Origin of the sequence: Xanthomarina sp. F2636L (genome assembly GCF_026410195.1) — a bacterium.
Taxonomy (GTDB): domain Bacteria; phylum Bacteroidota; class Bacteroidia; order Flavobacteriales; family Flavobacteriaceae; genus Xanthomarina.
Genome location: NZ_JAPMLM010000068.1, coordinates 567,491 through 581,171 on the forward strand (window position 1 = coordinate 567,491; position 13,681 = coordinate 581,171).

General features: G+C 32.9%; 12 protein-coding genes. 2 read left to right on the forward strand and 10 right to left on the reverse strand.

Features of this window, described 5'->3' with window-relative positions; translation table 11 throughout:
- Nucleotides 1–31 precede the first annotated feature (31 nt).
- Nucleotides 32–1,819 carry a M61 family metallopeptidase gene (locus OS191_RS09950; protein WP_267155542.1) on the forward strand — a complete coding sequence of 596 codons (1,788 nt, stop codon included), beginning with the start codon at nt 32–34 and terminating at the stop codon, nt 1,817–1,819.
- 91 nt (nt 1,820–1,910) lie between these two features.
- On the opposite strand, the gene OS191_RS09955 is transcribed toward OS191_RS09950, so the two are convergent.
- From OS191_RS09955 to OS191_RS09965, 3 genes are all read right to left on the reverse strand, one after another.
- Nucleotides 1,911–2,405: a DUF6646 family protein gene (locus OS191_RS09955; RefSeq protein ID WP_267155543.1), complete on the reverse strand. Its 495-nt coding sequence runs from the start codon at nt 2,403–2,405 to the stop codon at nt 1,911–1,913.
- 144 nt (nt 2,406–2,549) lie between these two features.
- Nucleotides 2,550–3,047: a peptidoglycan-binding protein LysM gene (gene lysM / locus OS191_RS09960; RefSeq protein ID WP_267155544.1), complete on the reverse strand. Its 498-nt coding sequence runs from the start codon at nt 3,045–3,047 to the stop codon at nt 2,550–2,552.
- A 168-nt stretch (nt 3,048–3,215) separates the two neighbouring features.
- Nucleotides 3,216–4,151, reverse strand: a complete 936-nt coding sequence (locus tag OS191_RS09965) for a nicotinic acid mononucleotide adenyltransferase (RefSeq protein WP_267155545.1) — start codon at nt 4,149–4,151, stop codon at nt 3,216–3,218.
- Nucleotides 4,152–4,282: 131 nt separating this feature from the next.
- Between OS191_RS09965 and OS191_RS09970 the strand changes: the two genes are divergently transcribed.
- Complete coding sequence (locus OS191_RS09970; RefSeq protein WP_267155546.1) at nt 4,283–5,284, forward strand: NAD(P)H-dependent glycerol-3-phosphate dehydrogenase; 1,002 nt, start codon at nt 4,283–4,285, stop codon at nt 5,282–5,284.
- A gap of 25 nt (nt 5,285–5,309) precedes the next feature.
- On the opposite strand, the gene OS191_RS09975 is transcribed toward OS191_RS09970, so the two are convergent.
- From OS191_RS09975 to OS191_RS10005, 7 genes are all read right to left on the reverse strand, one after another.
- Nucleotides 5,310–5,705, reverse strand: a complete 396-nt coding sequence (locus OS191_RS09975) for a hypothetical protein (RefSeq protein ID WP_267155547.1) — start codon at nt 5,703–5,705, stop codon at nt 5,310–5,312.
- 60 nt (nt 5,706–5,765) lie between these two features.
- On the reverse strand, nt 5,766–7,175 hold the full coding sequence (locus OS191_RS09980; protein ID WP_267155548.1) for an efflux transporter outer membrane subunit: 1,410 nt from the start codon (nt 7,173–7,175) through the stop codon (nt 5,766–5,768).
- Nucleotides 7,176–7,180: 5 nt separating this feature from the next.
- The gene (locus OS191_RS09985; protein ID WP_267155549.1) at nt 7,181–10,327 is read right to left on the reverse strand and encodes an efflux RND transporter permease subunit; all 3,147 of its coding nucleotides are present in this window, start codon (nt 10,325–10,327) and stop codon (nt 7,181–7,183) included.
- 8 nt (nt 10,328–10,335) lie between these two features.
- On the reverse strand, nt 10,336–11,454 hold the full coding sequence (locus OS191_RS09990; RefSeq protein WP_267155550.1) for an efflux RND transporter periplasmic adaptor subunit: 1,119 nt from the start codon (nt 11,452–11,454) through the stop codon (nt 10,336–10,338).
- 7 nt (nt 11,455–11,461) lie between these two features.
- Complete coding sequence (locus OS191_RS09995; protein ID WP_267155551.1) at nt 11,462–11,965, reverse strand: GbsR/MarR family transcriptional regulator; 504 nt, start codon at nt 11,963–11,965, stop codon at nt 11,462–11,464.
- Nucleotides 11,966–12,086: 121 nt separating this feature from the next.
- Nucleotides 12,087–13,106, reverse strand: a complete 1,020-nt coding sequence (gene pheS / locus OS191_RS10000) for a phenylalanine--tRNA ligase subunit alpha (protein WP_267155552.1) — start codon at nt 13,104–13,106, stop codon at nt 12,087–12,089.
- Nucleotides 13,107–13,181: 75 nt separating this feature from the next.
- Nucleotides 13,182–13,538 carry a hypothetical protein gene (locus OS191_RS10005; RefSeq protein ID WP_267155553.1) on the reverse strand — a complete coding sequence of 119 codons (357 nt, stop codon included), beginning with the start codon at nt 13,536–13,538 and terminating at the stop codon, nt 13,182–13,184.
- Nucleotides 13,539–13,681: the final 143 nt, after the last annotated feature.

Here is a 13,681-nt window from a genome sequence, read left to right on the forward strand (position 1 = left end):
CATTGTATCTTAGAGCCTTAAATTTATTTTCATGCAAAAATTACAATTCGGCTTTTTAGCTTTTATTTTTTCAATGCTTGTAAATGCTCAAGTGTCTTCAAGTTATCTCATTTCATTTGAAAATGCAGTGCATCACGAAGCAAATGTTCAGGCTAGCTTTACAGATTTAAAATCTGAAAATATAGAGATTAGAATAGCCCGATCGTCTCCTGGACGATACGCGCTACACGAGTTTGCTAAAAATGTTTATAACGTTAAAGTAACTGATAGTAAAGGAAATAAATTACAGATAACACGTACAAACCCATATTCCTGGAATGTTTCTGGACATGATGGAACTATAAATGTAAGCTATACGTTGTTTGCAAATCGTGGTGATGGTACGTATGCACAGGTAGATGAAACCCATGCGCATCTAAATATTCCGGCCACTTTTATGTATATCCCTGAATTATCTGAAAATGAAATTAAAGTAACCTTTAATGTTCGTGAAGACCTAAATTGGAAGGTGGCTACGCAATTAAAACATATTGAAGGAAATACATACTATGCTAAAGACTATCAATATTTTATGGATAGTCCAACTGAAATTGCCAATTTTAGAACTCGTTCTTTTGAGCTAGATGGACAAACCATAAAATTAGTGCTTCATGACGATGCTGCTTCAGATATGGATTTAGATAGGTATTTTGAAGATGTTAAGAAAGTTGTGCTTCAGCAAAAAGCTGTTTTTGGCGAATTACCTGCTTTCGATTATAACGAATATACTTTCTTAGCGTGTTATATGCCAAATGCCAGTGGAGATGGCATGGAACACAGGAATTCCACGTATGTAACTAATACTCGAAGTCTGGCAAATGGAGGTATTGATCAAAATATTGGAACAGTTTCTCACGAGTTTTTTCATATTTGGAATGTAGAACGGATTCGTCCAAAAAGCTTAGAACCTTTTAGATTTGAAGAAGCCAATATGAGTGGAGAATTGTGGTTTGCTGAAGGTTTTACAAGTTATTATGACGACTTAACTTTATGTCGAGCTGGAATTATTTCGCAACCAAATTATATTACCGGTTTAACCAGAACCTTTAATTATGTGTGGAATTCACCAGGACGCAATTATTTTAACCCAATAGAAATGAGCTATCAGGCACCTTTTGTGGATGCTGCTAAATCTGTAGATGAAACCAATAGAGAGAACACCTTTATTTCTTATTATTCTTATGGAAGTATGCTAGGTTTGGCTTTAGATTTGTCTTTAAGAGATAAAGGCCTAAATCTAGATGATTTTATGAAATTGGTTTGGAACAAATATGGCAAAACAGAAATTAGTTATACGTTAGAAAACCTAAATGAAACCTTAAATACCTACGCTGGAGAAGAATTTGGGAATAATTTCTTTAACAGTTATATTTATAAAAGTGGCATGCCAGATTTTAAACATTTGTTTGGAACCGTTGGTGTAAATTTGAATCAAGACCCTTCTAATGTAGCGTTAGGAGTTTATGTAAGACATGGAAAATTACTTAGTAATCCCACAAATAATTCGACTGCTTTTAATGCTGAACTTCAAAAAGGAGATACAATTTTAAAAATTGGAACCACTGAACTTAATGATGATTCCGATTTAAATAAAATCCTAAACACCTATAAAGTAAATGATACATTTGAAGTTAGTTTTAAACGTTTTGGGGAAACAAAATCCGCTACTTTAACGCTTCAAACAGACACTACTTATTCAATCTCTTTAATGGAGGTAGATAAAAAACCTTTGAATGAAAATCTAAAAACCCAGAGAGAAAATTGGTTGGGTGAGAAGTAAAAAAAACACCTTATTAAACTTTTTGAAAGTTTAATAAGGTGTTTTTTTATTTACAATCGTTCAAGATATGCTCTTAAAGGAACTTAGTCTTTTAATTCAAATTAAAGACAGCTCCAACATTTACGGTAAACTGATTGTTTATTTTCTCAGCATAAGTAAGGTCGTCGTTATTGTATTTAGCAATTGGAAAAGCTGCTTCTGTAAACAAACCAAACCCTTTAGAGAAGAAATATCTAGCTCCAACATGTCCTCCAAAATTCTTTAAACTAAAGTTAATACCTGGATATAAATCGAAATTTTCGCTAATATTTAAAACGTTTCCAATATTAGCATTGAAGCGCGCTTTAATATCAAATCTGTCGTCAAATTTAGCATCTGTAACACTAGCAACTCCTAAAGCATAAGATGAAGCAACTCCAATAGAAAAATTTTCTCCTAAACCATAGTCGTAACTCATATACAATCCAGTAGCGTGTTCTTGAAAACTAGCACCAATTTGCATTTTATTATCTCCTTTACCTGTAAAAGCTTGTGCATTTACTAGATATCCAGTAAGCAGGCAAGCGATAATCATTACATTTTTCATAATTTCTAAATTAATTTTTTTGTTAATTGAGTTTGCAAAGATAAGATTTACTTTTTAAAGTTATTCTTACAAAGACTACAATTAGTGCATAAAAAAAACGTCAACCTCTTATAGCTGACGTTTTTAATTCTAATCTAGTGTTTTCTATCCTAAAACAGGAATACGTAAAACTTGACCTGGATAAATTAAATCTGGATTTTTAAGCATTGGTTTGTTCGCTTCAAAAATCACAGGATATTTCATAGCATTTCCATAGAATTTTTTAGCTATTTTTCCTAAAGTGTCACCACTAACTACCGTGTGAAACTGAGCTTCAGGCTCTGGATTTTCAACAGTCATTTGGTCGTCTACAGTTGCAATTCCATTAGAATTTCCTACTACTAAAACTACTTTTTCTTTGGTTGCCTGATCGTAAGCCGCCCCAGAAACAGTTGCTTTATCGTCTACAATATGAATGTTTAAATTCTCAACTTTAAGGTCTAAATCGTTAACAGTTTCTGATAAATTGTTTGCAGCAGCAGTTTCTGCATTTAATTTAGCCGCTTTTGCATCTGCAGCTTTTTCTGCTGCCTCTTCTGCTGTTGTTTTTCCAATTCCAAAAACTTTTGCTCCTGCATCTTTAATAAATGAAAATAATCCCATAATTTGTTATTTTTAAGTGTTTTTAATTATTATATAAAGTTCAATAAATTCTTTTAAAATTCCTATTTATTTGGCTATTAAACCAGTAAAAAAAAGAAACTGCTTGATGTTTGTAATTATCAAACAGTTTCTCTACCAACTAACTAACTTAACTAACCAATTCTATATTTATACTCTAGAATTTTCTCTAGGGTTTTCTTTTCTTTCGTTTTTAAACTTACGCATTTTAGGTGTTTCGCTTTGTTTTCCTTCTGTAGTTTTCATGAACTGTATATAACCTCTACCTGTGAATTCGTAAGTGGTTCCTGAAGATGTATGAAATAATCTAATTCTACCATCATTAATTACACTTAGCTCAAAAAACTCACTTCCGTAGTAATCGTAATTCAGAACTAAGGTTTTTAAATACATATTACTTGGAATGTTGTTAACACCATAAATTCCTGTGTAATCCCAGAAAATATTTTCTGGATTTACTATTCCATAATCTTGAGAACTTCTAAATTCTGAGTCGTTTCCACCTGCTAGGAATTGTAAATAATTTTCGTTATCAAATTCGTTAATATCTCCTGTTGGACTAGTATAGGTCTTTTCCCAAGCTTCATATTCTTGTAAGAAATAATGAATATTATCGTAAAACACATAGTCGTAATCAAAATTAGCACGTTGATACCCTTTTAAAAAATACGAAGTATCGCTATAAGGATCGTATAACTCTATGGTATTGGCATTTATTTGATAAACATCAAAAGTTACAAAACCATCTATAACATGATAGACGTCCAGAATTGTATTATAAGCATCATAATCTCCTACTGGAATTCCAAATCCGTTGCCTTGTGTTCCAATACCAACTAAATTATTATTAGCCCATAGGGTACCATTTTTAAACGACATGGTAAATGCCATTTGTAAAAAAGGAACCTGTCCGTAACCTATAGTTTCATTAATATCTACATACCAAAGCTCATAAGAACTCAAAAGCTGATTTAACGAAATAGAAGGCTGAGGATTGTTATTGTTTATATAAACATCGTCTGTATAACAAGATGTAAATAGTGATGCTACAAGAGCAAATCCTAAAAGTAGTTTTAAAGTTTTCATAAGCCTTCATTTTAAAGTTACTATGTTAATGAATTCAAAACACGTGCCAAAAATTAAGAGGCTTTCATTTTAAACCTCTTAAAAGAGTTAATTTTTATGTATTTTTGATTCTTATAATTTTAAGAATAGATATGGAAAAGCCATTAAAATATGCCGTTTTTGGTTCTGGAAGTTGGGCAACAGCTATTGTAAAAATGCTGTGTGAAAATTTAGAAGAAGTAGGTTGGTATATGCGAAGTGCATACACAAAAGAGCACTTAATTAAAGAACAGCACAACCCGAGCTATTTGAGTTCGGTTGAATTTAAAATAGAACAACTTAAATTAAGTAACGATATTAACGACATGGCTAATTATGCCGATGTGTTGATTTTTGTAATTCCATCTGCTTTTATGCATTCTGAATTAGAAAAACTTACGGCAGATGTATCCAATAAAATTATTGTGTCTGCAGTAAAAGGGATTATTCCAGAGTCTGGTTTGCTAGTAGGCGAACATTTCCACGACATCTATAATATTCCTTTTGAAAATATTGCAGTTATTGCTGGGCCTTGTCATGCTGAAGAGGTTGCGCTCGAGCGTTTGTCTTATTTAACCATTTCTTGTGCAGATTCTGAAAAAGCTCAGGAAATTGCTGATAAATTCTCCAGTAATTATATAAAAACTAAAATTAGCGACGATGTTATTGGCACCGAATATGCCGTCATGCTAAAAAATATTTACGCTATTGCTGCAGGAATTGCGCATGGTTTAGGATACGGTGATAATTTCCAAAGTGTGTTGATGAGTAATGCCATTCGAGAAATGAAACGCTTTATAAAAAAGACGCACAAAATGAAGCGAAACATTAATAACTCGGCTTATTTAGGCGATTTACTAGTAACTGGATACTCTCTTTTTTCCAGAAATAGAATGTTTGGAAACATGATTGGAAAAGGCTACACCGTTAAATCTGCCCAAATGGAAATGAGCATGATTGCTGAAGGCTATTATGCAACAAAAAGCGCTTTTTTAATTAATGAAAAAAATAAAAAGAAAACCAAAATCCCTATTATAGACGCTGTTTACGCTGTTTTATATGAAGGGAAAGACCCTAAGAAAACTTTTAAGAAGTTGGCGGATAAGTTGGATTAACCAACCCTGCGAAAGCAGGAATTTGTTACTTCACCAAAACCCCTTTTACATCCATTAAAGGAAGAGGCTGCAAAGCCTTTAAATTAATGGAGTTTTTTCTAAAGAGATATGTTTTATCGTACATGGTGTTTCCTTCAAAGAAAGTAACTTTAAATGTGTTATTTAAAGCAAAAAGATCCTCCTGCAAAAGCTCAATTTTCGCGTAGCTTTTTGCAGGAAGTCTTTCTAATTTTTTTCTAAACACAGCTGTTTTTTTAGCTTCAGAATAACCACTCGACACAATAAGCACCATCTCTAAATCGACATCCTTATCATTAATAATATAGGCATTCCAGTCTTGAGTTTTATAAATGTCGTTGTATTCGTTTACAACTGCTAAATACACATTTTTTACTTCTGGAATTTGAATGTCTTTTTTCATTTTATCATGTTTACTCTTTTACAAACAAAAATTTGAGTTATTTGTATTTATCTATCGAATTTATTGCCATCCTCCACCTAAGGATCTATATAGGCGTACTACTGACAATAGCTGTTCTAGCTTATTATCGATGGTATTAATTTCTGCTCTTAAGACGCTTTCTCTGGCTGTCAACAAATCTAAGTAATTGGCATAACCGTTGTCTAGCAATTCTTCCGAATTAGATTCGGCACGTCTAAGAGCTTCCACTTCTTTTTCACGGTATTGAAACTTATCTACCTCAGCTTGATAAGAGTACAAAGCATCCGAAACTTCTTTTCCAGCTACTAGTAAAGTGTTTTTAAAGTTTAATAAAGCCTGTTCTTGTTGGGCTTGAGAGACTTCGTATTGGGTTCTAACTTTACGTTGATTGAAAATTGGTTGTGTTAAACCACCAACAATATTAGCGAATAATGCGTTTGTACTAAACCAATTCTGAAATTCTAAACTTTGGAAACCTCCTGATGCACTTAATGTTAATGAGGGATAGAAATTTGTTAATGCCACATTAGTTAACTCAAAGGATTGGATGAATTCACTTTCGGCTGCAATAACATCTGGCCTATTTCTTAATAATAAATAAGGCACCCCTAACTTCATTTCTGTAGTAATGTTTTGTTCATCCAAAGTACTTCTTTCAAAATGTTGGGGTTGCGTAGCTAACAAAATACTTAAGGTATTTTCTAATTTAAAAATTTCTGTTTTCACTTCAATTTCAAGTGCTTTCGCATTGTTATATTGAGCCACATTTTGATCAACAGCCACTTGATTTACTTGTCCAGCTTCTTTTAAGGCTTTTATAGTTGTAACACTTTTTTTGCGTGTTTCGGCAGTTTCTGTTAAAACTTTTAACTGTGCATCTAAAGCTACTAACCCATAATAGGTAGAAGCAATATTTTCAATAAGTCTAGTTTTTACAGCTTGATGCGCTGCAATACTTTTTAAATAACCTGCATGAAAAGCGCGTTTATTAGATCTAATTTTCCCCCAAATATCGGCTTCCCAAGATAGGGAAAGTACGGCTTCATAATTATCCATAGAACCTCCTCCTAATTGCCCGTTTTTAGAAAACTCTTGGTGAGCAGCAGAAACATCTCCATTTAAGGTTGGTAAATATCCTGCATTTCCTTGTTTCATATAAGCTTCCCCAGCAATAATTTGTTGAATGGCGATTCTAATATCGATATTATTTTGAAGTCCCTCTTCTATATATTGGGTTAAATATGGATCGGTAAAAACTTCTTTCCAAGATACATCTGCCATAGACAAACTATCTGAAGGAAGGTTATCTGTACGATACAAGTTCTCTGTTTCATCTTCTAATTCCGGTCTTTCGTAATCTTTAGACACCAAACAACCTTGCATGGTTATGGCTAGCAATGCAAAAACCATAACTCTAGAAATTCCTCTCTTATTTATAATTGTTTTCATCCTAATTATTCTTTTATGTCTTGTTTTACTACTTCTGGTACTCCTGTAATTTTTTCTTGCAACCATTGGAAAACTACAAATAAAACTGGAATAACAAATACTCCAATTACAGTTCCAATTAACAAGCCACCTACTGCTCCTGTACCAATAGAATTATTTCCAGCAGCTCCAACTCCTTTTGCAAGTACAAGAGGTGTAATTCCTAGAATAAAGGCAAATGAAGTCATTAAAATTGGACGTAACCTTACTTTGGCTCCATCAATAGCAGCCTCTACAATCGACAAACCATGTTGTCTTCTCTGTACGGCAAACTCTACAATTAAAATGGCATTTTTAGCTAATAAACCAATTAACATGATTAAAGCAATTTGGAAATATATATTATTTTCTAATCCCGTAAAATACGTTGTTAAATAAGCTCCTACTACCCCAATTGGCAATGAAAAAATAATTACTAGTGGCAACAAATAACTTTCATATTGAGCAGACAGTAAGAAATATACAAACAAAATACTAATCAAGAAAATGACTGTTGATTGTCCTGCAGAGGCAATTTCCTCACGCGTAATTCCAGAATATGCAACTTGGTAACCTTCAGGTAAATTAGACTCTGCTAATTGATTAATAGTTTTAATAGCATCACCTGAGCTAAAACCTGGAGTAGCTGAACCGTTAACAGTTACCGAATTAAATAAATTAAATCGATTTACCGTTTGTGGACCATAGACACGTTTAAAAGACACATATTGCGAGATAGGAGTCATTTCTCCACTAGGGGTTTTTACTAGCATGCTATTTAAGCTCGACTCATCTATTCGATCTTCAGGAAGTGCTTGCATAAATACACGGAATTGTTTTCCAAAACGACTAAAATCTGCCACATAATTTCCTCCAATATACCCTTGTAAAGCAGACAAAATAGCGCTGGTTGATACACCCGCTTCTTTTGCACGTTCTATATTAATATCTAGCTCCAATTGTGGGAAGTTGGTACTAAAAGAATTGGATGCATAACCAATTTCAGATTGTTGATTTAACAATCTAACAAAATCGGTTGCTGTATCATCCAGCTCGGTAAGTGGTCTTGCATTTCTATCTAGCAAACGCATTTCAAAACCATCTGCACTACCAAACCCAGGTACACTAGGTGGGGTGAAAAATATAATATTAGCATCTGGAATCATGGCTGCTTTTTGAAATAATTGAGCAATAATGCCATTTACAGAAGTTGTCTCCGTATCACGTTCGTCCCAATTATCAAGAATTATAAAACCCATCGCATTAGAACTTCCTTGTCCAGAGAAAAAGTTTTGTCCACTTATAAACGATGCTCCTTTAATTCCTTCAATATCTTTAATAGCTTTCTCTAAAGTTTCGTTAACTTTAAAAGAACGATCTAAAGATGATCCTGGAGGTAATTCAGCATTCATAAAAACAATCCCTCTATCTTCTGAAGGTACAAAGCCTGTTGGAATAATTTTATTTGCTGTAATAATTCCAAAAACACTTAGACCTAAAATTATTAAAGTAATCCACTTATGTTTTATCAAAAACCCTACAGATTTAACATACTTATCTGTTGTGGCATTAAAACCTGCATTAAAAGCATCGTAAAAACGCTGTATTAATGATCTCTTTTTATCTCCATGTTCTTCCTGATGTGGTTTTAAGAAAATAGCACATAAAGCTGGTGTTAAAGTCAGTGCATTTAGTGCCGAAATAAAAATAGCAACCATTAAGGTTACCCCAAACTGTTCGTAAAACACTCCAGATGGACCTTGTATAAAAGTAATAGGAATAAAAACGGCCATCATTACTAAGGTAATAGAAACAATAGCTCCGCTAATTTCACTCATAGCAGATATAGAGGCTTTTTTAGCGTTTTTATAACCACCCTCCAGCTTAGCATGAACAGCCTCTACTACTACAATGGCATCATCCACTACAATACCAATAGCCAGAATTAACGCAAATAAGGTTAAAAGATTTATAGAGTATCCTAAAACATTTAAGAAAAAGAAAGTACCAATAATAGATACAGGAACGGCTATAGCTGGAATTAAAGTGGACTTAAAGTCTTGTAAAAAGATAAATACTACAACAAAAACCAGTAAAAATGCTTCTATTAAAGTATGAATTACTTTATCTATAGAAGCCGTTAAAAATTTATTAGTATCATAATTTACTATATAATCGACACCTTCCGGAAAATCTTTCTTTAGCTCATCTAATTTGTTATAAATGTTTTCAATTATTTCTTGTGCATTTGAACCAGGGGTTTGAAAAACCCCAAAGTTTACTGCTGCATTTCCATTGGTTCTAGAAATTGAAGAGTAAGAAAAAGCGTCCAACTCTACTTTGGCAACGTCTTTAACTCTTAAAAACTGACCATTACCCATAGCTTTTATAACAATATTCTCATATTCATTAGCCTCTTTATAACGCCCTTTATATTTTATAACATATTCAAAAGATTCACCTGCATTCTGCCCAAAAGATCCGGCTGCAGCCTCCAAACTCTGTTCATTTATAGCTTGAGTAACATCTTTAGGTTCAATTTTATATGCAGCCATTTTATCCGGATCTAACCAGACACGCATAGAGTAATCTTTACCTCCAAAAACATTTACAGCTCCTACTCCGTTAACACGTTGTATTTCTGGTTTAATGTTTATATTTAAATAGTTTTGAATGTACGTGTCGTTATATTCAGGATTTGTAGAATAAATAGCAGCATACAATAAGGCTGAGTTTTGCTGTTTTTGTGTAATAACTCCCGCTCGAATAACTTCTGCAGGCAAAAGAGCATTTGCTCTTGCTACTCTATTCTGAACGTTTACTGCTGCAATATCTGCATCGTACCCTTGCTCAAAAAACACTTGAATTGAGGCAGTTCCAGAGTTACTAGCTGTAGAAGTTATATAGGTCATTCCTTCCACTCCATTAATTTGTTCTTCAATAGGAACCACAACACTTTCAAGGATTGTTTCGGCGTTGGCACCTGGATAACTAGCCGTAACTTGAACTGTTGGCGGAGCAATATCTGGATATTGTGTAACTGGCAATTGTGTGAGACCTAAAACACCTAAAATAACAATAATTATAGATATTACTGTAGATAATACAGGTCTTTCAATAAATTTCTGTAACATAATAAATCTTATTTAAAAACAGTTTCGAAAGAGTTAATAATACTATCTAAAGGTTTTAGAATTGGTTTTATCTTTGCTCCAGGACTTACTTTATTTATTCCTTTTGCTAAAATAGTTTGTCCCACTTCAATCCCATTATTAATGATGTATAAACGATTAGCACTTTTCAAAATAGAAATAGGCTTATCAACTAAAGAATCGTTAACAACAGTGTAGACAAAACTTTTTCCTTGTCTTTCAAAAGTTGACTCTGATGGAATAACTATAACATCTTTAAAGTATCTAGGAATTAAAATAGTTCCACTGCTACCATTTCTAAGAAGCCCTTGTTTATTATCAAATCTGGCTCTAAACGTTATAGTTCCTGTTTGCGTATTAATATCTCCTGTAATGGTTTCTATTTTTCCAGATTTATCAAATAAGTCTCCATTAGCAAGGCGCAATTTAAGTTCTGGGAATTTTTCTAATTTCTCTTGAGCCGTTTCACCTTCAGCTTCTCCCATAAAAGTTATAAATTCTTTTTCATTCATAGAAAAATACGCATACACCTCTTCTATTGAAGACACATTGGTTAATGGTAATGGATCTTGAGCACTTACTAATGCTCCTTTTCTATAATTAATAGAACCTACAACACCGTCTACAGGACTTTTAACATTGGCATATCCTATATTAGCAGTAATACCATTATAGGCACTTTGAGCCTGTAACAATTGAGCTTTTGCGGTTTCCAATTGTACTGAGCTAATAATATTTTTTTCAACTAAAGGTTTTAGTTTATCAACTTCAACTTGAGCAGCATTCACATTTGCTTTTGCTGCGTTAGCATCTTGACTTAAAGATTCAGTTTCTAGTTTAAATAGTAATTGACCTTGTTTTACAAACTCTCCTTCTTTAACTAATACTTCCTTTATATAACCAGAAACTTTTGGACGTACCTGACTATTCACTTTTCCTTCAATAGTGGCTGGAAAACTTTCGTGAGTTACAACATCTTGTTTCTCTACCTTTGCCACTGGATAAGGCATTATATAAGCGGGCTTTTGTTCTGTTTGCTTATTACCACAGCTATTTAGTAGTACTACTAAAGCACACGGAATGAGGATATTTAATGCGTTTTTTTTCATGTTAAGATTACGTTTTAATGTTGTTAGCAACTATTCTGGTTTTTAATTCTGAAATTGATGTAATTGCTGAATTAAGAAATTCTATGTATTTATAATGAATGGTTAAATCGAATTCAAATTCTTTTACTGTTGATTCTAACTGATTTACTTCTGCTTTATAGTTAGATATTTCTTGATGAAGGTTTTTTTCTGATTGCCAATTGGAAATCATATGATTAATATCCTGTAAAAAATTAGAGGTATTTACAATGAAATACTTTTTTCTGTCTCCCGTTTTAGTAAAATAATTTATTCTATCTAAACTTTGTAAATGAGTTAAATGTGTAGAAATTGTACTTTTACTGGCACATAAATTAGACACTAAATCTTCGAAGGTGGTACCTTTTTTTCCGGTAAGAATAATATAAGCTAAAATACGTGCAGCCACAGGGGCTAGCTGATCCTTGTTCTCAAAATGAACCCCTAGCTTTTCAACTAACTGATATTTTTTTGCTTTTAACTTTGTTTCCATGACAACTATAATCTGCAAAAATATAACTAGTTCGGTTTAATCCGAACTAAACGAAGTTAAAAAATTGTTAAATAAAAAAGTCGATGGAATCATCGACTTAGATAGTGCTTTATATTTATTTTTATAATGCTGATTTAAACTGCTCTAAAAAACGAACATCATTTTCGCTCAACAATCTAATGTCATTTATTTGATGTAGTAGCATGGCTATTCTATCGATTCCTACACCAAATGCAAATCCTGAATATTCTTTTGGATCTATTTTACAGTTTTCCAAAACATTTGGATCTACCATCCCACAACCACCAATTTCTAACCAGCCTGTTCCTTTGGTAATTCTGTAATCGGATTCTGTTTCAAGTCCCCAATACACATCTATTTCGGCGCTTGGTTCTGTAAATGGAAAATAGGAAGGGCGTAATCTAATTTTAGATTTCCCGAACATTTCGGTAGTAAAATATTGAAGAGTTTGTTTAAGATCTGCAAAACTCACATCTTTATCTATATATAAACCTTCTACTTGATGAAAGAAGCAATGCGAACGAGACGAAATGGCTTCGTTTCTATACACTCTTCCCGGAGAAATGGTTCTAATTGGTGGTTTGTTATTTTCCATATAACGCACTTGTACCGAACTGGTATGCGTCCGCAATAAAATATCAGGATTAGTTTGAATGAAAAATGTATCCTGCATATCGCGTGCTGGATGATATTCTGGCAAGTTTAAAGCAGTAAAATTATGCCAATCGTCTTCAATTTCCGGACCTTCGCTAACATTAAAACCAATGCGTGAAAAAATATCTATAATTTGGTTTTTTACAATAGATATTGGGTGACGAGCTCCAATTTCAATAGGCTCTCCAGGACGAGATAAATCGCCATAAATACCTTTCACCTCTTCTTTGCTTTCCAATTCTTCTTTTAAAGAATTAACCTTATCTTCAGCGGTTGTTTTAAGCATGTTAATAACCTGACCAAATTCTTTTTTTTGGTCGTTAGCTACATTCTTAAACTCTTTAAAATAGTCGTTAAGCAGTCCTTTCTTTCCTAAATATTTAATTCGAAAAGCTTCAACCTCTTCTTTAGATTTTGCTTGAAAAGCATCAGCCTCGGCAATTAATTCTTTTATCTTATCTATCATGATATGTTTGAAAATGAGGGCAAATTTAGTAAATTATGATGAAAACTAAATTGTTATTATATATAAAACCTATGATTACTCAATATATTTAGACTCTAAAAAATAACTTACAATAGCCTCTTTCATTAAAACACTTTGCTCCCCTGCTTTTAAGGTTGGTAATTGCTCTTTAGTTGTATAATGTGGCCAACCTTCCTCGTCAAAAAAATCAAATTCATAATAACCATAAGGTTCTAAAAGTCTACAAATAGCTATATGCATAAGGTCCAACTTATGGTCTTTTTTAAATTTCCTATCTAATTGTCCCAGTTCTTGAACGCCAATTAAATAAATAATTGCGTCTAAATCTAAGGTGTCTCCATCAGCAAACTGTTTGGATAGTTTCCCGACAACTAGTTCCCATCGGGTTTTTAATTGTTCATCTCTAGACATATATGTATCCTGAAAAACAGGAGGATTTTTAGTTTAACTAAGAAAATAATTCTGGCAAAGTTAAGTTATATTTACAAAAATAAAGAATTTCGCAAAACGCTAATTTTTTTTATTTTCGTTACTAGAAATCAGTAGAAATACTA

Bases quoted from the DNA above. Each gene is read 5' to 3' on its own strand.
- OS191_RS09950 (WP_267155542.1), top strand. From the start codon at position 32: ATGCAAAAATTACAATTCGGCTTTTTAGCTTTTATTTTTTCAATGCTT.
- OS191_RS09955 (WP_267155543.1), bottom strand. From the start codon at position 2,405: ATGAAAAATGTAATGATTATCGCTTGCCTGCTTACTGGATATCTAGTA.
- lysM (WP_267155544.1), bottom strand. From the start codon at position 3,047: ATGGGATTATTTTCATTTATTAAAGATGCAGGAGCAAAAGTTTTTGGA.
- OS191_RS09965 (WP_267155545.1), bottom strand. From the start codon at position 4,151: ATGAAAACTTTAAAACTACTTTTAGGATTTGCTCTTGTAGCATCACTA.
- OS191_RS09970 (WP_267155546.1), top strand. From the start codon at position 4,283: ATGGAAAAGCCATTAAAATATGCCGTTTTTGGTTCTGGAAGTTGGGCA.
- OS191_RS09975 (WP_267155547.1), bottom strand. From the start codon at position 5,705: ATGAAAAAAGACATTCAAATTCCAGAAGTAAAAAATGTGTATTTAGCA.
- OS191_RS09980 (WP_267155548.1), bottom strand. From the start codon at position 7,175: ATGAAAACAATTATAAATAAGAGAGGAATTTCTAGAGTTATGGTTTTT.
- OS191_RS09985 (WP_267155549.1), bottom strand. From the start codon at position 10,327: ATGTTACAGAAATTTATTGAAAGACCTGTATTATCTACAGTAATATCT.
- OS191_RS09990 (WP_267155550.1), bottom strand. From the start codon at position 11,454: ATGAAAAAAAACGCATTAAATATCCTCATTCCGTGTGCTTTAGTAGTA.
- OS191_RS09995 (WP_267155551.1), bottom strand. From the start codon at position 11,965: ATGGAAACAAAGTTAAAAGCAAAAAAATATCAGTTAGTTGAAAAGCTA.
- pheS (WP_267155552.1), bottom strand. From the start codon at position 13,106: ATGATAGATAAGATAAAAGAATTAATTGCCGAGGCTGATGCTTTTCAA.
- OS191_RS10005 (WP_267155553.1), bottom strand. From the start codon at position 13,538: ATGTCTAGAGATGAACAATTAAAAACCCGATGGGAACTAGTTGTCGGG.